The organism is Pantoea sp. EABMAA-21 (assembly GCF_030053335.1).
Taxonomy (GTDB): Bacteria; Pseudomonadota; Gammaproteobacteria; order Enterobacterales; family Enterobacteriaceae; genus Pantoea; species Pantoea communis.
Map to the genome: position 1 here is coordinate 58,638 of NZ_JASGBX010000009.1, position 19,469 is coordinate 78,106.

14 protein-coding genes are annotated in these 19,469 nt (G+C 53.7%); 6 read left to right on the forward strand and 8 right to left on the reverse strand.

Annotated elements, in window-relative coordinates:
• Positions 1 to 3: 3 nt before the first annotated feature.
• From dapB to folA, 5 genes are all read left to right on the forward strand, one after another.
• A complete protein-coding gene (dapB, locus tag QMZ65_RS14465; RefSeq protein WP_097118316.1) occupies positions 4 to 819 on the forward strand; it encodes a 4-hydroxy-tetrahydrodipicolinate reductase in 816 nt (271 codons plus the stop codon).
• A gap of 471 nt (positions 820 to 1,290) precedes the next feature.
• Positions 1,291 to 2,439, forward strand: a complete 1,149-nt coding sequence (gene carA, locus QMZ65_RS14470; RefSeq protein ID WP_283216222.1) for a glutamine-hydrolyzing carbamoyl-phosphate synthase small subunit — start codon at positions 1,291 to 1,293, stop codon at positions 2,437 to 2,439.
• A 13-nt stretch (positions 2,440 to 2,452) separates the two neighbouring features.
• Positions 2,453 to 5,677: a carbamoyl-phosphate synthase large subunit gene (gene carB, locus QMZ65_RS14475; protein WP_034826091.1), complete on the forward strand. Its 3,225-nt coding sequence runs from the start codon at positions 2,453 to 2,455 to the stop codon at positions 5,675 to 5,677.
• A gap of 240 nt (positions 5,678 to 5,917) precedes the next feature.
• Positions 5,918 to 7,060, forward strand: coding sequence for a porin (locus QMZ65_RS14480; protein ID WP_160833562.1), 1,143 nt, complete (start codon positions 5,918 to 5,920; stop codon positions 7,058 to 7,060).
• A 287-nt stretch (positions 7,061 to 7,347) separates the two neighbouring features.
• Positions 7,348 to 7,827, forward strand: a complete 480-nt coding sequence (gene folA, locus QMZ65_RS14485; protein WP_034826087.1) for a type 3 dihydrofolate reductase — start codon at positions 7,348 to 7,350, stop codon at positions 7,825 to 7,827.
• A 142-nt stretch (positions 7,828 to 7,969) separates the two neighbouring features.
• Here folA and apaH read toward each other — a convergent pair whose 3' ends face one another.
• Genes apaH through lptD form a run of 6 tightly spaced genes read right to left on the reverse strand, consistent with a single transcriptional unit; the run spans position 7,970 to position 14,800 of the window.
• Complete coding sequence (gene apaH / locus QMZ65_RS14490; protein ID WP_283216223.1) at positions 7,970 to 8,839, reverse strand: bis(5'-nucleosyl)-tetraphosphatase (symmetrical) ApaH; 870 nt, start codon at positions 8,837 to 8,839, stop codon at positions 7,970 to 7,972.
• 51 nt (positions 8,840 to 8,890) lie between these two features.
• Positions 8,891 to 9,268 carry a Co2+/Mg2+ efflux facilitator ApaG/CorD gene (gene apaG / locus QMZ65_RS14495; RefSeq protein ID WP_034826077.1) on the reverse strand — a complete coding sequence of 126 codons (378 nt, stop codon included), beginning with the start codon at positions 9,266 to 9,268 and terminating at the stop codon, positions 8,891 to 8,893.
• Between the two features lie 4 nt (positions 9,269 to 9,272).
• A complete protein-coding gene (rsmA, locus tag QMZ65_RS14500) occupies positions 9,273 to 10,097 on the reverse strand; it encodes a 16S rRNA (adenine(1518)-N(6)/adenine(1519)-N(6))-dimethyltransferase RsmA (protein WP_283216224.1) in 825 nt (274 codons plus the stop codon).
• Positions 10,090 to 11,082, reverse strand: a complete 993-nt coding sequence (pdxA, locus tag QMZ65_RS14505; protein WP_182057106.1) for a 4-hydroxythreonine-4-phosphate dehydrogenase PdxA — start codon at positions 11,080 to 11,082, stop codon at positions 10,090 to 10,092. The genes rsmA and pdxA overlap by 8 nt, the downstream gene beginning before the upstream one ends.
• Positions 11,072 to 12,367 (reverse strand): peptidylprolyl isomerase SurA, encoded by a 1,296-nt coding sequence (gene surA / locus QMZ65_RS14510; RefSeq protein WP_097118321.1) that lies wholly within the window; start codon positions 12,365 to 12,367, stop codon positions 11,072 to 11,074. The genes pdxA and surA overlap by 11 nt, the downstream gene beginning before the upstream one ends.
• 54 nt (positions 12,368 to 12,421) lie before the next feature.
• Entirely contained in the window at positions 12,422 to 14,800 is a 2,379-nt protein-coding gene (gene lptD, locus QMZ65_RS14515) for an LPS assembly protein LptD (protein WP_283216225.1), read from the reverse strand.
• A gap of 181 nt (positions 14,801 to 14,981) precedes the next feature.
• On the opposite strand from lptD, the gene djlA reads away from it, so the two are divergent.
• On the forward strand, positions 14,982 to 15,794 hold the full coding sequence (gene djlA / locus QMZ65_RS14520) for a co-chaperone DjlA (protein WP_058959353.1): 813 nt from the start codon (positions 14,982 to 14,984) through the stop codon (positions 15,792 to 15,794).
• A gap of 67 nt (positions 15,795 to 15,861) precedes the next feature.
• Here the strand turns inward: djlA and rluA are convergent, their stop codons facing one another.
• Complete coding sequence (rluA, locus tag QMZ65_RS14525; protein WP_097118323.1) at positions 15,862 to 16,521, reverse strand: bifunctional tRNA pseudouridine(32) synthase/23S rRNA pseudouridine(746) synthase RluA; 660 nt, start codon at positions 16,519 to 16,521, stop codon at positions 15,862 to 15,864.
• Positions 16,522 to 16,541: 20 nt separating this feature from the next.
• Positions 16,542 to 19,448, reverse strand: a complete 2,907-nt coding sequence (gene rapA / locus QMZ65_RS14530; protein ID WP_097118324.1) for an RNA polymerase-associated protein RapA — start codon at positions 19,446 to 19,448, stop codon at positions 16,542 to 16,544.
• Positions 19,449 to 19,469: the final 21 nt, after the last annotated feature.

The window sequence follows — 19,469 nt, forward strand, 5'->3', positions numbered from 1 at the left end:
ATTATGAGTGATATCCGCATTGCTATCGTTGGTGCGCCAGGCCGCATGGGACGCAATTTAATTCAGGCTGTGCAGCAAGCGGAAGGTGTCGCGTTAGGCGCAGCACTGGCACGTAGCGGTTCTTCACTGCTGGGCGCTGACGCAGGTGAACTGGCTGGTATCGGTAAAACCGATATTAACGTTACCGATGATTTGCTGAAAGTGGTCAATGATTTTGATGTGCTGATCGACTTTACTCGCCCGGAAGGTACGCTGGAATACCTGGCATTCTGCCGCAAGCATAAAAAGGCGATGGTAATTGGCACCACCGGCTTTGATGAGGCAGGTAAAGAAGCGATTCGCGCCGCTGCCGAAGAAATTGGCATTGTGTTTGCCGCTAACTTTAGTGTTGGTGTGAACCTGGTGCTGAATCTGCTGCAGCAAGCAGCCAAAGTGATGGGTGACTATGCTGATATTGAAATTGTGGAAGCGCACCACCGTCATAAAGTTGATGCACCATCAGGTACAGCGTTAGCGATGGGCGAAGCGATTGCCGATGCGATGAACTGGAAATTGGACGAGCACGCGGTTTACGCACGCGAAGGCCATACCGGCGAGCGTCAAGCACAGACCATCGGCTTTGCTACCGTACGCGCAGGCGATATTGTTGGTGAACATACAGCGATGTTTGCTGATATTGGCGAGCGTGTAGAGATTACCCATAAGGCTTCCAGCCGCATGACCTTTGCTAATGGCGCAGTTAAGGCGGCAAGTTGGTTGAAGAACAAGAAATCTGGCCTCTATGATATGCGGGATGTGCTGGATTTATCGATGTTGTGAGTGTTGTGAACCATCGTGATGTGGTTATTTCAATCGGTAAGATGATGATTGAATAGGGCAATGTGATCATTGCCCTTTATTTTACTTATTAAAATGATGGCTTAATTGTATTTTTGTCTTTTGGTGTCTATTTTTCAATGTTTAGTTCTATCGGGAGGTCAGTAAGATGCGATTTTTGACCATTTGGTCAAAAATTTATGCGCGGTAGCACGTGTTTGCGATTATTGCCGCTTAGCAACCGTTTATTTTCCTCACTTATCTCACTCTTTTATCGCCTTTCTCGCTTTTTAACATTCAACAGCCTTAAAAATACAAAAAAATAGCCACTCAGGGTAGACAAGCTGAAGGTCGATCATTAGAATGCGCGCAATTTGCCAAAATTCGAGCATTCAGGCGGATTTTGCATTGATTCGGGCATGTATTTTGAATTAATATGCAAATATTGTGACTGTTTATTCCCTGGAGGATGTTTTGATTAAGTCAGCGCTCTTGGTTCTGGAAGACGGAACCCAATTCCACGGTCGGGCCATCGGGGCAACGGGGTCGGCAGTGGGGGAAGTCGTTTTCAACACGTCAATGACTGGTTATCAAGAAATCCTCACTGATCCTTCCTATTCCCGCCAAATCGTTACCCTCACTTATCCCCATATCGGCAATGTTGGCGTTAACGCCGCCGATGAAGAATCCAGCCAAATCCATGCTCAAGGCCTCGTTATTCGCGACCTGCCGCTGATCACCAGCAACTTCCGTAGTGAAGAAAGCCTGTCAGCTTACTTGCAGCGCAATAACATTGTCGGCATCGCCGATATCGACACGCGCAAACTGACCCGTTTGCTGCGCGAGAAGGGCGCTCAGAGCGGCTGCATTATCGCGGGTGATAATCCGGATGCGGCACTGGCGCTGCAAAAAGCGCAGGCCTTCCCGGGCTTGAAAGGCATGGACCTGGCGAAAGAAGTGACCACGGCGGAAACTTACGCGTGGCAGCAGGGTAGCTGGACACTGGAAGGGGATTTGCCTGAGCAGAAAACGGCTGCAGAGCTGCCATTCCACGTTGTCGCCTATGACTATGGCGCTAAGCGCAACATCCTGCGAATGCTGGTGGATCGCGGTTGCCGTTTGACCGTTGTCCCGGCAAAGACCAGCGCAGAAGAGGTGCTGGCACTCAATCCAGACGGCATTTTCCTGTCGAACGGTCCTGGTGACCCGGAGCCTTGCGATTACGCCATCAACGCCATTCAGGCCTTCCTGAAAACTGATATTCCGGTGTTTGGTATTTGCCTCGGCCATCAGCTGCTGGCGCTGGCAAGCGGTGCAAAAACCGTGAAGATGAAACTCGGTCACCACGGCGGCAACCACCCGGTCAAAGATCTCGACAACAATGTGGTGATGATAACCGCGCAGAACCACGGTTTCGCGGTTGATGACAGCCAGCTGCCAGCGAATCTGCGTGTCACGCATGTGTCGCTGTTCGACCAGACGGTGCAAGGTATTCACCGCACAGATAAACCGGCCTTCAGCTTCCAGGGACACCCTGAAGCGAGCCCAGGCCCGCACGATGCGGCGCCGCTGTTCGATCACTTTATCGAACTGATCGAAGCTTACCGTTCTAACGCGAAGTAATCAGGAGCCCACGATGCCAAAACGTACAGACATAAAATCCATCCTGATCCTTGGCGCTGGCCCGATCGTTATCGGCCAGGCATGTGAATTTGACTACTCCGGTGCACAGGCGTGTAAAGCGCTGCGTGAAGAGGGTTACCGCGTCATTCTGGTCAACTCCAACCCGGCCACCATCATGACCGACCCGGAAATGGCCGATGCGACCTATATTGAGCCGATTCACTGGGAAGTAGTACGTAAGATCATCGAAAAAGAGCGCCCGGATGCCGTTCTGCCGACCATGGGCGGCCAGACTGCACTGAACTGTGCGCTGGAGCTGGAGCGTCAGGGTGTGCTGGCTGAGTTCGGCGTCACCATGATCGGTGCGACCGCGGATGCCATCGATAAAGCTGAAGACCGCCGCCGTTTCGACGTGGCGATGAAAAGCATCGGCCTCGGCACCGCGCGTTCCGGTATCGCGCATACCATGGAAGAAGCACTGGCCGTGGCCGAAGATGTAGGCTTCCCGTGCATCATTCGTCCTTCCTTTACCATGGGCGGCACCGGTGGCGGTATCGCTTACAATCGCGAAGAGTTCGAAGAGATTTGCGAGCGTGGCCTGGATCTTTCCCCTACCAATGAGCTGCTGATTGATGAGTCGCTGATTGGCTGGAAAGAGTACGAGATGGAAGTGGTGCGTGATAAAAACGACAACTGCATCATCGTCTGCTCGATCGAAAACTTCGATGCGATGGGTATCCATACCGGCGACTCGATCACCGTGGCACCGGCGCAAACCCTGACGGATAAAGAATACCAAATCATGCGTAACGCCTCGCTGGCGGTACTGCGTGAAATCGGCGTGGAAACCGGCGGTTCTAACGTGCAGTTCTCGGTTAACCCAAAAGACGGCCGTCTTGTGGTTATCGAAATGAACCCGCGCGTGTCGCGCTCCTCGGCGCTGGCTTCCAAAGCGACCGGTTTCCCGATTGCAAAAGTCGCCGCGAAACTGGCGGTGGGCTTCACTCTCGATGAGCTGATGAATGACATCACCGGCGGTCGTACGCCGGCGTCGTTTGAGCCGTCAATCGACTACGTTGTGACCAAGATTCCTCGCTTCAACTTCGAGAAGTTCGCTGGTGCCAATGACCGCCTGACCACGCAGATGAAATCTGTGGGTGAAGTGATGGCGATTGGCCGCACCTTCCAGGAATCAATGCAGAAAGCGCTGCGCGGTCTGGAAGTGGGGGCAAACGGCTTCGACCCGAAAGTGGATCTGGATGATGCCGAAGCCCTGACCCGCATCCGCCGTGAGCTGAAAGATGCCGGTTCTGACCGTATCTGGTACATCGCGGATGCGTTCCGTGCCGGTATGTCGGTGGATGGCGTGTTCAACCTGACTAACATTGACCGCTGGTTCCTGGTGCAAATCGAAGAGCTGGTACGTCTGGAAGAGCAGGTTGCGCGTGAAGGTGTCAACTCACTGAATGCTGATTTCCTGCGTGCACTGAAGCGCAAAGGCTTTGCTGACGTGCGTCTGGCAAACCTGGCGGGCGTGGCAGAGAGTGAAATTCGCAAACTGCGTCAGCAGTTCAACCTGCACCCAGTCTACAAACGCGTAGACACCTGTGCGGCAGAATTCTCCACCGATACCGCTTATATGTACTCCACTTATGAAGAAGAGTGCGAGGCCAATCCAAACCAGGATCGTGACAAAATCATGATTTTGGGCGGCGGTCCAAACCGTATCGGTCAGGGTATCGAGTTCGATTACTGCTGCGTACATGCGGCACTGGCGCTGCGCGACGACGGTTACGAAACCATTATGGTGAACTGTAACCCGGAAACCGTATCGACTGACTACGACACCTCCGATCGTTTGTACTTCGAACCGGTGACGCTGGAAGACGTGCTGGAAATCGTGCGCATCGAGAAGCCTAAAGGCGTCATCGTGCAGTACGGCGGCCAGACCCCGCTGAAGCTGGCTCGTGCGCTGGAAGCAGCAGGTGTGCCCGTGATAGGCACTAGCCCAGATGCGATTGACCGTGCTGAAGACCGTGAACGTTTCCAGCAGGCGGTTGATCGCCTGAGCCTGAAGCAACCGGCTAACGCCACCGTGGCTACGCTGGAGCAAGCTGTTGAGAAAGCGGCAGGTATCGGTTATCCGTTGGTGGTACGTCCTTCCTATGTGCTGGGCGGTCGTGCGATGGAAATCGTTTATGATGAAATCGACCTGAAGCGTTACTTCCAGACCGCGGTTTCGGTTTCCAATGATGCACCGGTTCTGCTGGACCGCTTCCTGGATGATGCAGTGGAAGTCGACGTGGATGCGATTTGCGACGGTGAACGTGTGCTGATTGGCGGCATCATGGAGCACATCGAACAAGCCGGCGTTCACTCAGGTGACTCCGCTTGTTCACTGCCGGCTTATACGCTGAGCACTGAAATCCAGAACGTGATGCGTCAACAGGTCGAGAAACTGGCTTTCGAGCTGAACGTACGCGGTTTGATGAACGTGCAGTTTGCAGTGAAGGACAACGAGGTTTACCTGATTGAGGTGAACCCACGTGCGGCGCGTACCGTGCCATTCGTGTCTAAAGCGACCGGCGTACCTTTAGCGAAAGTGGCTGCACGCGTGATGGCAGGTAAAACCCTGGCTGAGCAGGGCGTCACGAAAGAAATCATTCCACCGTATTATTCGGTGAAAGAAGTGGTGCTACCGTTCAACAAGTTCCCGGGTGTTGACCCGATTCTTGGTCCAGAGATGCGTTCTACCGGTGAAGTGATGGGTGTCGGTCGTACCTTTGCGGAAGCGTTCGCCAAAGCGATGCTGGGTGCGCAGAGCAACATGAAGAAAACCGGTCGTGCGTTACTGTCTGTGCGCGAAGGCGATAAGAAACGTATCGTTGACCTGGCGGCGAAGCTGCAGAAGTTTGGCTTCGAGTTGGACGCCACACACGGCACCGCTGTGGTGCTGGGTGAGGCCGGTATCAACCCACGTCTGGTTAACAAGGTGCATGAAGGTCGTCCACACATTCAGGACCGTCTGAAGAATGGCGAATACACCTACATCGTCAATACCACCGCAGGTCGTCAGGCGATTGAAGATTCCAAACTGATTCGCCGCAGTGCACTGCAATATAAAGTGCATTATGACACCACGCTGAATGGTGGATTTGCTACCGCGATGGCGTTGAATGCAGATCCGACAGAGAAAGTGATTTCAGTGCAGGAAATGCATGCGCAAATCAAAGGTTAATCAATAAGTTGACCGACTGAAAACGGCTCCTTTGGGAGCCGTTTTTTTTCGCCTGTTTATCATTGGTTGAATAAGGTTATGTGTGAAAAATATATTGATTTGACATAGTTTTTATCAGTTGATGCGATAACGGTTACACCTCGGATTATCCGCACAAAATTATAAATACGATTCCGGTAAGCGCACCGTACTATCTTGAGCGCTCATCAATAGAGCGCTCACCTTAACTGGGATATAAAAATGAAAATGCGTGCTTTCACCCTCAGCGCAGTGGCTGCGTTATTAGTTGCTGCGCCTCTCGCCAGCCAGGCGGAAATTACCCTGCTGAAGCAGGATCCGCAGGCAGGCGATCCACTTAGTCGTCTTGATTTCAAAGTCGGCGGCAGTATTCGTCCTCAGTTCCAGCATCAGGCTGGCGTCAGTGATCAATCGTACAAGCGTAACGGCTACGATGGTGGTTCACGTTTCCGTTTCTCCGCGGATTACTACCTGTTTGATGACATCAGCTGGGTCAGCTACTACGAACTGGGCGTGAACTTCCCGGCCTGGTGGGGTTGGGATAACCACTATGCCGATGGCCAGAACAACACCACGCGTCGTCAGCTGTACACGGGTCTGAAGAGCAAAACCTGGGGTCAGTTGACCTTTGGTCAGCAGAACAGCGTTTACTATGATGTGGTCGGCGCGAAGACCGATATCTGGGACTACGACATGCTGGCTCAGGCACCGGGCAACGGTATCAACGGTGACTACGACGGTTCATACCGTTCACGTAAGATGCTGAAGTACAAAAACACCTTCGGCGACGTTGATGTTTACGCTTCATACCTGTTTGAAGATAACAACTACCTGCCAGGCAACGGCCTGCGTTACAAGCGTAAAGGCGGCGGCTCACTGGGTGTGAACTATCACATCACCAAAGATCTGGCATGGGGCACGGCATGGAACTACACCCGTGCAGATATCCATAACCCAGGCACCGGTGAAAGCAAAGACTATGACCAGAACATCTACGGTACCGCGCTGAGTTGGACCCCGGATAACTGGACGCTGTCTGCAGGTGCAGGCTGGTATCAGAACTTCTCACCAACCAAGAAGAATACGGTTAACAATTACTTCGCGGATGATGCGTGGGGCGTGGAATACTTCGCCGGTTACAAATTCCCAATTGGCCAGTACGCGGTCAAATCTATCCAGCCTTACTTCATGGGCGACCGTCTGGAGTTCGTCAATGGACGTAACTACAAGCGTATCGACAATGGTGTCGGTATCAGCACTAAACTGGATTACGGCTTCCAGGTGGATTACGAATACGTGATCACCTCAAGCACCGACAAATCACTGGGTAACATGAACCTGGTGCGTCTGCGCTACGATTTCTAATCGACGTGACAACGGCTCCTGCGGGAGCCGTTTTTCTTTGTCGAAGACAGTGCGGTTTTCTTTACACTCCATCACGTTAAAGCCTCATTTCACCCTGAGTTATAGCGTCCTGCCGTACTAATATGGCGTCTATTCCCAAGTATGGTGGGAAAGTCGGTGTAAAACTCTGTCCAATAACAAAAATGCGGTCGCATAGGAGCTTTACGCAAATAGCGGGGGCGGCCTATCGACGAAACTTTCGCCTTTACGTATCATTGCGCCAATTTTTTTCCTGTAGGTCTTTTAACATGATTAGTCTGATCGCAGCACTGGCAGCCGATCGCATTATTGGTATGGAAAATGCCATGCCATGGAACCTGCCCGCTGATTTGGCGTGGTTTAAACGTAATACGCTGAATAAGCCGGTGATTATGGGGCGTCTGACCTTTGAATCAATCGGCCGCCCGCTACCGGGACGTTTGAATATCGTGGTGAGCAGCCAGCCGGGCACCCATGAAGGCGTGACCTGGGTGACTTCGCTGGACGAAGCAGTGAAAGCGGCGGGAGACGTGGAAGAGGTCATGGTGATCGGTGGCGGTCGCATTTACGAACAGATGCTGGCGCGCGCCGATCGTTTGTATCTCACACACATTGATGCCGAAGTCGAAGGTGACACCCAATTCCCGGATTACGAGCCGGATGAGTGGCAATCGACCTTTAGCGAGTTTCATGACGCCGATGCACAAAACTCGCACAGCTACTGCTTTGAGATTTTAGATCGCCGTTGATGTTTATCCCGGCACCCATCAATGTGCCCCTGAGAAAATCGTCTCATTTCGTCGTGGTGTTGCCCTACAGGGCGACCGGGAAATCTCAGAACCACCCTTTATGGCGAACAAAAAAAGCCCCGCACGTTGCGGGGCTTTTTGTTTATGACATATCGCTCAATGGCGGATGTACGCTGGCGGCACTCTCTGCCATCGCCTTTTCGCGGTTGGAGGCCTGCAAATAATAGCGTTGCGATTCCCAGTGCAGCAGCGTCAGCGTGCCGCCCCAGCAGCAACCGGTATCCAGGCCGATAATGTGCTCAGGCGTCCCCTTGCCCTCCAGTGAAGCCCAGTGACCAAACACCTGCGTGTAGTCACTGCCGATCTTGCCGGGAACAAGGAACCAGGGTTTCAGCGGCGGTGGAGCAGAGTTGGGGGCTTCTTTGCAGATCATATCCAACTGACCGTTGGGGAAGCAGAAGCGCATACGCGTCAGGGCATTGGTACTGAAGCGCAGACGCGCCAAGCCGCTCAATTCCGGCGTCCAGTTGTTCGGCATGTCGCCGTACATCGCATCCAGGAACAGCGGGTAGGTGTCGCTGGCCAGCACGGCTTCAACTTCACGCGCACAGAGTTTTGCCGTGTCGAGATCCCACTGCGGTGTGATACCCGCATGAGCCATCAACAACTTTTTCTCTTCATCCACTTGTAGCAGCGGCTGGCGACGTAACCAGTTGATCAGCTCATCCGCGTCCTGCGCCTCTAACAATGGCGTCAGACGATCTTTAGGTTTGTTACGGCTGATGCCCGCATAAACCGCCAGCAGATGCAGATCGTGATTGCCGAGCACCAGTCGTACGCAATCTCCCAGCGATTTCACATAGCGCAGCACATCCAGCGAACCCGGGCCACGCGCCACTAAGTCGCCGGTTAGCCAAAGCTCGTCTTGCTGCGGATCGAAATCAACCTGCGCCAGCAGCGCACGTAGCTCGTCATAACAGCCGTGAATATCGCCAATCAGGTATGTACTCATTACGTCAGTCCGATCAAAACGCGCCGCCCGGACAGGCCGGGCGGAGGGGGATTAATGTATGTGGGTTTGCACGGCGAGTCGGAACACCGGAATGTCGACGTGAAATTCTTCACCTTCATCGTCGATCATCACATAGTGACCTTGCATGGTGCCCATAGGGGTTTCCAGAATCGCACCGCTGGTGTACTGATACTCACCGCCAGCGGCAATGTGCGGTTGCTCGCCAACCACACCTTCCCCCTGAACTTCAGTCTCACGACCGTTGCCATTGGTGATAAGCCAGTAGCGACTATGCAGTTGAACGCTATTTCGTCCCAGATTACGTATGGTGATGGTGTAGGCAAACACGTAACGATCCTCGTCGGGCAAGGATTGTGATTCCACATATTGACTCAATACATGAATACAGACGCGGGCCAGTTCACTCATACACTTATTTCTCCGGGGTTTCAGCCTGATGATTGCCCAGCCAGTTCGCCAATTGGCAATACTGTGCCACGGTGACATTCTCAGCACGCAGCGAGGCATCAATGTTCAGTTCATCCAACGCACCCGCAGTAAACATATGTGCAAGGCTGTTACGCAGGGTTTTACGGCGTTGACCAAAGGCTTCAGTGGTGATGCGGCTCAGCAGGCGAATATCGCTCACCGGATAAGGTGGTTCTGGGTAAGGCATCAAACGCACCACGGCGGAATCAACTTTTGGCGCAGGCGTGAAGGATTCGGGTGGAACTTCCAGCACCGGAATCACCTGGCAATAGTACTGCGCCATCACGCTCAGGCGGCCATACGCTTTACTGCCTGGTCCGGCAACCAAACGGTTTACCACTTCTTTCTGCAGCATGAAGTGCATGTCTTTAATCGAACCAGTATAGCTGAAAAGGTGGAACATCAGCGGGGTCGAAATATTGTACGGCAGGTTGCCAAAGACGCGCAGTGGCTGACCTTTCTCTTGCGCCAGCGCCGAGAAATCGAAAGTCATGGCATCTTGCTGATAAATGGTCAGCTTCGGTCCGAGGAACGGATGGGTCTGCAAACGTGCAGCCAGATCGCGGTCCAGCTCTACAACGGTCAGTTCATCGAGGCGTTCGCCCACCGGTTCAGTTAAGGCACCCAGGCCGGGACCAATCTCCACAATCGCTTCTCCCTTCTTCGGGTGAATAGCGGAGACAATGCTGTCGATAATGTACTGATCGTTCAGGAAGTTCTGCCCGAAACGTTTACGGGCAAAATGCCCCTGATGGACGCGATTATTCATTACTGCTCTTGATCATAGTGATGGCGAGATTAAGCGCCGTGATAAAGCTGCCCGGTTCCGCCTTGCCCTGGCCGGCTAATTCCAGCGCGGTACCATGGTCGACAGAAGTCCGGATAAAGGGCAGGCCAAGGGTGATATTCACCGCGCGACCAAACCCCTGAAATTTTAGCACCGGTAAGCCCTGATCGTGATACATCGCCAGGACCGCATCGGCATGCTGTAGGTACTTCGGCTGGAACAGCGTATCAGCCGGTAATGGGCCGGTAAGCTGTATACCTTGCTGACGCAGTTCGTCGAGCGCCGGAATGATAGTATCAATTTCTTCACGGCCCATATGGCCGCTTTCGCCCGCGTGCGGATTCAGGCCGCAGACAAAGATATGCGGATGGGGTAAACCGAACTTCTGCTGTAAATCCTGATGCAGAATCGTAATCACCTCATGCAGGCTGTCGCGAGTAATCGCATCAGCGACATCTTTTAACGGCAAATGCGTAGTGGCGAGCGCGACGCGTAACTCTTCGGTGGCCAGCATCATCACCACGCGATCGCCACCGGCACGCTCGGCGAAGAATTCGGTATGGCCGGTAAACGGAATGCCGGCGTCATTGATGACGCCTTTGTGCACGGGTCCGGTAATCAACGCAGCAAATTCACCGTTTAGGCAACCGTCGCAGGCACGCGCCAGCGTTTCCAATACGTAATGCCCATTCGCTACGGTTAATTCACCAGGCGTGACCGGCTGCGCGGTATCAACCTGCAGCAGCGTTAACGTACCGGCCTGCTGTGCTTGTGCCGCAACACCCGGTTGGTAATCGCGCAGCGTAAGCGGTAAGCCCAGTTGCTGGGCTCGCTGACGCAGCACATGGCCATCGGCACAGACCACCAGTTCAACTGGCCAGTCGAGCTGAGCCAGTTGAACGGTGAGATCAGGACCAATCCCGGCGGGTTCGCCGGGGGTGATCACAACACGATAATTACTGACCATTGTTGTCCAGAATCTTCACGTAAGCACTGGCGCGTTGTTCCTGCATCCAGGTTTGTGCTTCTTCGGCAAATTTACGGTTAAACAGCAGACGATAAGCACGCTCTTTCTGCGCCGCATCGGTTTTATCAACCTGACGGGTATCCAGTAACTGAATCAGATGCCAGCCGAAGGAGGAGTGTACCGGCTCACTGACCTGGCCTTTTTGCAGCTTCAGCAGCGCATCACGGAAGGCAGGATCGTAGATTTCAGGCGTTGCCCAGCCGAGATCACCACCCTGGTTAGCAGAACCCGGATCGTCAGAGAACTGTTTTGCCGCCGCAGCAAAGGTGGTTTTGCCACTCTTGATGTCAGCTGCGATCTGCTCGATCTTCGCTTGTGCCTGCGCATCAGTGAGGATCGGAGAAGGCTTCAGCAGAATATGGCGTGCATGCACTTCGGTGACAGAGATGTTTTTACTCTCACCGCGCAGATCGTTCACTTTAAGAATATGGAAGCCAACACCAGAACGTATTGGGCCGACGATGTCGCCCTTCTTCGCGGTGCTTAACGCTTGCGAGAACAGGGTCGGCAACTCTTCAATTTTCGCCCAACCCATGTTGCCGCCTTTCAGCGCCTGCGGATCGGCAGAGTAGGTCACTGCCATTTTGCCAAAATCGGCACCGCTTTTCAGTTGACCGACCAATTGACGCGCCAGCGCTTCCTGATCGTCAACCTGCTGCTGCGTAGGGTTTTCTGACAGTGGCAGCAAGATCTGGCTCACGTTCAGTTCAGTGCCCTGAGTATTCTGTGAACCAATCTGCGTTGCCAGCGTATCGACTTCCTGCGGCAGGATGGTGACACGGCGGCGCACTTCGTTATTACGCACTTCAGAGATCAGCATTTCCTGACGGATCTGCGCACGGTAGGCGTTGTAGTTCATTCCGTCATAGGCCAGGCGGCTGCGCAACTGATCCATGCTCATCTTATTTTGTGCGGCAATATTCTGGATTGCCTGATCCAACTGCTGATCGCTGACCTGCAGGCCGGCTTTCTCGCCCATCTGAAGAATGATGGCATCCATGACCTGACGCTCAAGGATCTGATGACGCAAGGTTTTGTCATCAGGCAACTGTTGATGAGCTTGCTGCGCCTGTGATTTCACGGTGCGCATCATGTTATCAACGTCACTTTCCAGTACCACGCCGTTATTCACGACGGCAGCAACTTTATCAAGCTCTTGTGGGGCTGCGAACGCAGTGTTAGCGGTGATCGCTACACCAAGAATCAGCATTCTCCAGTTCTTCATACTTTATCCATTGTTGTTTCCGCACTGCGGGATAGCCTGTCAAACATCACAACATCAGAAAGCGCGCTGGTAAGGGATGATGCCCTGACGCAGCATTTCATTGGTGCCTAAGCCATAGTTAGAACTCAGACCACGTAGCTCAATGTTGAATGAGATTTGGTTGTCGTACTTACTGTCGTTGTTTTCCCAACCGTTGATCTTGCGCTCGTAACCCAGACGAATGGCGTAGCAGCACGAGCTGTACTGCAGGCCAACTAACTGCTCAGCAGGGCGACTGTTGCGGGTATCGTAGTAATATCCGCCCACCAGTGACCAGGCATCGGCAATTGGCCAACTCGCGGTTGCGCCAACTTGTGAAATCCCGTTTTTGTAGATCGGGTTCGTCAGCAAGCTGGAGTTGTTCAACGCCTGCGCCACGTATTCCGGGCTGCTGTAGCGATAGCTCAACTGCACCATACGATCGGCATCCTGACGGTATTCCAGGATGGCGTTGCCTTGTGCAACGTTATCGAGACGGGTGTCATACTGCAGACCGCCACGCGCGCCCCAGCGATCGCTGATTTTCCAGTAGGTATCCCCGGCCCACACCAGGCTGCCGGTATCATCCTCATCACTCGTCTGGTTTACGCCGGTACGAGACGGGGTAAACGAGTAGATTTGACCCACAGAAACGTTAAAACGTTCAACCAGATCGTTATCATAAATTCGTGTGGTCACACCGGTTGAGACTTCGTTAGCCGACGCGATACGATCCAGGCCGCTATAGGTACGATCGCGGAACAGGCCGGTGTAGTCAGTTTGCAGCAGCGTTGAGTCGTACGGATAGATATTGCTCTGGTTACGGTACGGGACATAAAGGTACTGCACACGCGGTTCCAGCGTTTGCGTGTAACCTGGTTCCCAATCCATATCGCGGTCAAATATCAGACGGCCATCCACTTTGAACTGCGGCAGAGTGCGGTTGACGGAGCTATCTAATTGATTACCGTTGCTGGAAATATTAGAGATTTCGTTATTGTTATAACGATCAATATTGTCCTGCTGGTAGTGCGTAGCGAGGAACTTTGCTTCGGTATCCAGGCTGGCCCAGCCATTTGACAGCGGTAAATTTAACGTCGGTTCAATGTGAAGACGCGTTGCTTCAGGCATTTTGCTATTCACGTTGGTGAATTTCACTGCCTGAGCGTAGATGTGGCCATCAAATGGTCCAATATCGTTCTGATAGGCGTTCAGGTCGAGCTGTGGCATGGCACGATAGACGTTGGTCGAATCTGTGTTACCAAACACCTGGAAATCTTTGGTCGACAGCGTGGCGTCCCAGTTGGTGTCCGCGTAGCCAAAGCTGAATTTCTGCGTCGCATAACCGTCAGTAGAGTTGTAATACTTCGAGTCGAGATCGTTGAAGTAATACGGGTCACTTACCTTGGTGTAATTGGCATTGAAGCGCCAGTGCTGCTCATAGACACCAGCATGCTGCCAGTAGAACAGCCAGCGATCTGAGTTATCATTTTCGGCGATGCCACGCACCGCTTTGTCGTTGTCGTACTGCTTATCGGACGGCAGATAATCCAGTTCCATCAAACCGGCACCAAACACGGTCAGATAGCGGAATTCGTTCTGCAATTGCAGACCACGTTTGCTCATGTAATGCGGCGTAATGGTGGCATCGGCCTGTGGCGCGATGTTCCAGTAATACGGCAGCATAAATTCGAAGCCGTTGTTACTACCGTACTTCGCATTCGGGATCAGGAAACCGGAGCGACGGCGATCGCCAATCGGTAACTGCAAATATGGGCTGTAAAACACCGGCACATTGCCGAGTTTAAAGCGGGCGTTCCAAATCTCCGCCACTTCTTCCTGACGGTCCTGGATCACTTCAGAACCGACCACGCTCCAGCTATTAGAGCCGGGCAGGCAAGAGGTGAAGCTGCCGTTTTCCAGAATGGTATAACGGTTGTCGCCACGCAGTTTCATCTGATCGGCAACGCCACGGCCCTGACGGCCCACCATCTGGTAATCACCGTTCCACACGTTGGTGTCTTTGGTGTTCAGATTGGACCACGCTTTCGGACCTTTCAGGATGACCTGGTTGTCGTCATAGTGCACATTACCCAGCGCATCCACGGTACGCACTGGCGTGGTCTGTCCATCCTGCTGACGCTGATGCAGTTGCATCTCATCGGCACGTAAGCGGCTGTTGCCCTGCTGCACATCAACATTGCCCGTGAATACCGCGTCATTCGGGTAGTTACCCTTGGCCGAGTCAGAGTTGATGGTGACAGGCAGGGAATTGGTGTCGCCGCTGACCAGCGGACGGTTATAGCTCGGCACGCCCAGCATACATTGCGACATAAGATCGTCGGCGAATGACTGCTGACTGTAGAGCGCTGCACCAATCATGGTTGCCAGCAGGGTAGGTATCTGTTTTTTCATACGCGGTTCGGGATTTCCATGAGAACGGGCATCATGCCGACAATCGGCTCAGAGACTAACTTACTGCCCGGCGTTGTGCCAGTGTTAATCCTTGTCTGATCGCGTTGCTGTTAGGCACTGAAGTAAATGAAAGGTATGATAATGCAATTTTCAGCCGCAAGCATGGCGAATTGAGGAGTTTATGCGCTACTGGGGAAAAGTTATTGGTCTGGCTCTCGGCTTACTTTCCGGAGCAGGCTTCTGGGGCATTGTACTGGGTCTGATCATTGGTCATATGTTTGACAAAGTGCGCAGCGTAAAAGGACAGGGCTATTTCGCCAATAATCAGGCGCGACAGACGCTGTTTTTCAGTACCACTTTTCAGGTGATGGGTCATTTGACCAAGTCAAAAGGGCGCGTCACCGAGGCAGATATCCAGATTGCTTCCTTATTTATGGATCGTATGCAACTGCATGGCGATGCCCGCATGGCTGCGCAGCGTGCTTTCCGCGAAGGCAAGCAAAGTGACTATCCGCTGCGGAATAAATTGCGTGAACTGCGCAGCGCCTGTTTTGGTCGTTTTGATCTGATTCGGATGTTTCTGGAAATTCAGATTCAGGCGGCATTTGCTGACGGTTCGCTGCATCCCAATGAACGCCAGGTGCTGTATGTAATCGCGGAAGAGCTGGGCATTTCGCGGGCACAGTTCGATCAGTTCCTTCGCATGATGGAAGGTGGGCAACAATTTGGTGGCGGTGGCTCCTCTTATGGTGGTGCTTATCAACAGGCGAAACGCGGACCGACGCTGGATGATGCCTGTAGTGTGCTGGGGGTAAAAAGCAGCGATGACAGCACCACCATTAAACGCGCTTACCGTAAGCTGATGAGTGAGCATCATCCGGACAAACTGGTGGCGAAAGGGTTACCGCCAGAAATGATGGAGATGGCGAAGCAGAAAGCGCAGGAGATTCAGGCGGCTTACGATTTGATTCGTAAGGAGAAAGGTTTTAAATAGCCTGGAACGTTAAGATTGAATTTGAAAGGGCCGTCATGACTGACGGCCCTTTTTTATGACCTGCAGATTAAAAATCTGCTGGCTGCTTAAACGTCATGCTGTTGCCAAACGCCGGATGGGTAATGGTTAATGACTCCGCGTGCAGTTGCAGACGCGGCGCCATGCTCAGTGCTTCTTCATGGGCATAAAAGCGGTCGCCCAAAATCGGGTGACCCAGCGCCAGTAGATGCACGCGCAGCTGGTGCGAGCGGCCGGTAATCGGCTTGAGCCGCACGCGGGCGCTGTTGCTCGCTTCGTATTCCAGCACCTGATATTCGGTCTGAGCGGCTTTACCGTTCTCGAAGCATACCATTTGCTTAGGGCGATTAGGCCAGTCGCAAATCAGCGGCAGATCGATCAATCCCTCTTCCGCCGCAGGATGGCCCCACACGCGTGCCACATAATACTTTGACGGCTCACGCTCGCGGAACTGCCGCTTGAGCTCTCTTTCCGCAGCCTTATTCAACGCCACCACGATCACGCCGCTGGTGGCCATATCCAGGCGATGCACCGATTCCGCCTGAGGGAAATCACGTTGAATGCGCGTCATCACGCTATCTTTGTGCTCCTCCAGGCGACCAGGCACCGACAACAAGCCGCTTGGCTTGTTGACCACCATAATGTGCTCGTCCTGATACAGAATATGTAGCCAGGGGTCGAGCGGCGGATTGTAGGCTTCCATCAACATGTCGTAGTGGCCTTCAGCAATTATTGGTGCGTGACAACGATCAGACGCAGCGCGTCCAGACGCCAGCCCGCATCACCGAGGCTCGCCAGCACCTGCTCGCGATTGCTTTCCAGCGCTTCAACCTCATCATCACGGATGTTGGGGTTGACCGCTCGCAGCGCTTCAAGACGTGATAGCTCGGCACTCAGCTTCTCATCCGCCTCGACTTTCGCCGCTGCGATGATCGCCTGTGCTTCCGGAATCACCACTTTTTCGGCCTGGGTCAGAATCTCGTGCACTTCCTGCTGCACTGCGTTAACCAGTTTGCTACCGGTATGACGATTCACGGCGTTTAACTGGCGGTTAAAGCTTTCAAACTCCACTTTGCCTGCCAGGTTGTTGCCCGCACGATCCATCAGCAGACGCACCGGCGTTGGCGGCAGGAAGCGGGTGAGTTGCAGGCTTTTCGGAGCCTGCGCTTCAACCACGTACACCATCTCAACCAGCAGCGTCCCAACCGGCAGCGCTTTGTTCTTCAGCAGTGACAATGCACAGCTGCCGGTATCGCCGGACAGGATCAAATCGAGACCATTACGGATCAGCGGATGTTCCCAGGTGATGAACTGGGTGTCTTCACGCGACAGCGCCTGGTTACGGTTGAAGGTCACGGTACAGCCATCTTCCGGTAAACCTGGAAAATCCGGCACCAGCATATGATCGGATGGCGTCAGCACGATCAGGCTGTCACTGCGGTCTTCCTGGTTGATGCCGACGATATCGAACAGGTTCAGCGCGAAGTTAACCAGGTCGGTGTCGTTATCCTGTTCGCCGATAGCATTCGCCAGCGCCTGCGCTGCTTCGCCGCCGTTGGAGTTCAGCTCCAGTAAGCGGTCACGACCCTGCTCCAGCTGCGCTTTCAGCGTGTCGTGCTGTTTGCGGCTCTCTGCAATAAATTCATCCAGCCCCTGTGGATTCTCAGGTGCGGCGAGGTATTCGATTAACTTGCTGTATTCGCTGTCATAAATGGCGCGTCCAGTTGGACAGGTATGCTCAAACGCATCCAGGCCCTCGTGGTACCAGCGCAGCAGCACCGCCTGGGCGGTTTTTTCCAGCCATGGCACCAGGATCTGAATGTCGTGCATTTGGCCGATACGGTCGAGACGGCCAATACGCTGTTCCAGCAGATCCGGGTTAAACGGCAGGTCGAACATTACCAGACGGCTGGCGAACTGGAAATTACGGCCTTCAGAACCGATCTCCGAGCACAGCAGTACCTGTGCGCCTTCTTCTTCTGAGGCGAAGAACGCCGCAGCGCGGTCGCGTTCCAGAATGGATAATCCTTCGTGGAACACTGCAGCACGAATACCTTCGCGCTCGCGCAGCACCTGCTCCAGTTGCAGCGCAGTGGCAGCCTGAGCGCAAATCACCAGTACTTTCTCTTTACGGTTGCTGGTCAGGTAACCCATCAGCCACTCTACGCGCGGGTCGAAGTTCCACCAGGTACCGCTATCACCTTCAAATTCCTGATAAATCTTTTCCGGATACAGCATGTCACGCGCGCGTTCTTCTGCGCTCTTGCGTGTGCCCATAATGCCGGAAACTTTAATCGCGGTTTGATACTGCGCAGGCAGTGGCAAACGAACCTGGTGCAGTTCGCGTTTCGGGAAGCCCTTCACGCCGTTACGGGTGTTACGGAACAGCACGCGGCTGGTGCCGTGGCGGTCCATCAACATCGAGACCAGCTCTTTGCGTGCGTCTTCTTTGCCTTCACGATCGCTGTTCGCCACCTGCAGCAGCGGCTCGATGTCCTGTTCACCGATCAGGTCATTGATCAGGTTCATCTCTTCATTGGTGATCGCCTGATCGGCCAGCAGCGAACTCACCGCATCGGCCACCGGGCGATAATTCTGCTGCTCAGCCACGAACTGGCTGAAGTCGTGGAAGCGATTTGGATCGAGCAGACGTAAACGGGCAAAGTGACTTTCCAGACCCAGCTGTTCCGGCGTGGCCGTCAGCAGCAGCACGCCCGGCGTTTTTTCCGCCAGCTGTTCAATCACCTGATATTCACGGCTTGGCGCATCTTCGCTCCAGGCAAGATGGTGGGCTTCATCGACCACCAGCAGATCCCAGTCGGCATCGGCCAGCAATTCAAGACGCTGCTTGTTACGGCGTACGAAATCCAGTGAACAGATAATCAGCTGTTCGGTTTCGAAGGCGTTATCGCTGTCGTGCTGGGCTTCGGTGTAGCGGTCGTCATCAAACAGGGCAAAGCGCAGGTTGAAGCGGCGCAACATCTCTACCAGCCACTGGTGCTGCAGCGTTTCCGGCACCACGATCAGTACGCGATCGGCACGACCGGCCAGCAACTGTTGCTGAATAATCATCCCGGCTTCAATGGTTTTACCCAGGCCCACTTCATCCGCCAGCAACACGCGTGGCGCATGACGACGGCCAACATCATGGGCGATATGCAGCTGATGCGGAATCAGGTTGGTGCGCATGCCGCGCAGGCCGCTGATCGGCAGGCGATACTGCTCACTGTGGTATTTACGCGCACGGAAGCGCAGGGAAAAACGGTCCATACGGTCGAGCTGACCGGCGAACAGGCGATCCTGAGGCTTACTGAACACCAGTTTGCTATCCAGCATCACTTCGCGCATCACCACGCCGCTTTCTTCGGTGTCGAGACGCGTGCCGATGTAAGTCATTAATTCGTTATCGTTGCGGACTTCATCGACGCTCATCTGCCAACCTTCGTGGTTGGTGATGGTGTCGCCCGGATTGAAAATCACACGGGTGACGGGAGCATCATTACGGGCATACAGGCGGTTTTCGCCGGTTGCCGGGAACATCATGGTGATCATGCGCGTATCGATCGCCACCACCGTTCCTAATCCCAGTTCACTTTCCGTATCACTAATCCAGCGCTGACCCAGTGTAAAAACCATATATTTTTAGCTCGACTCTCT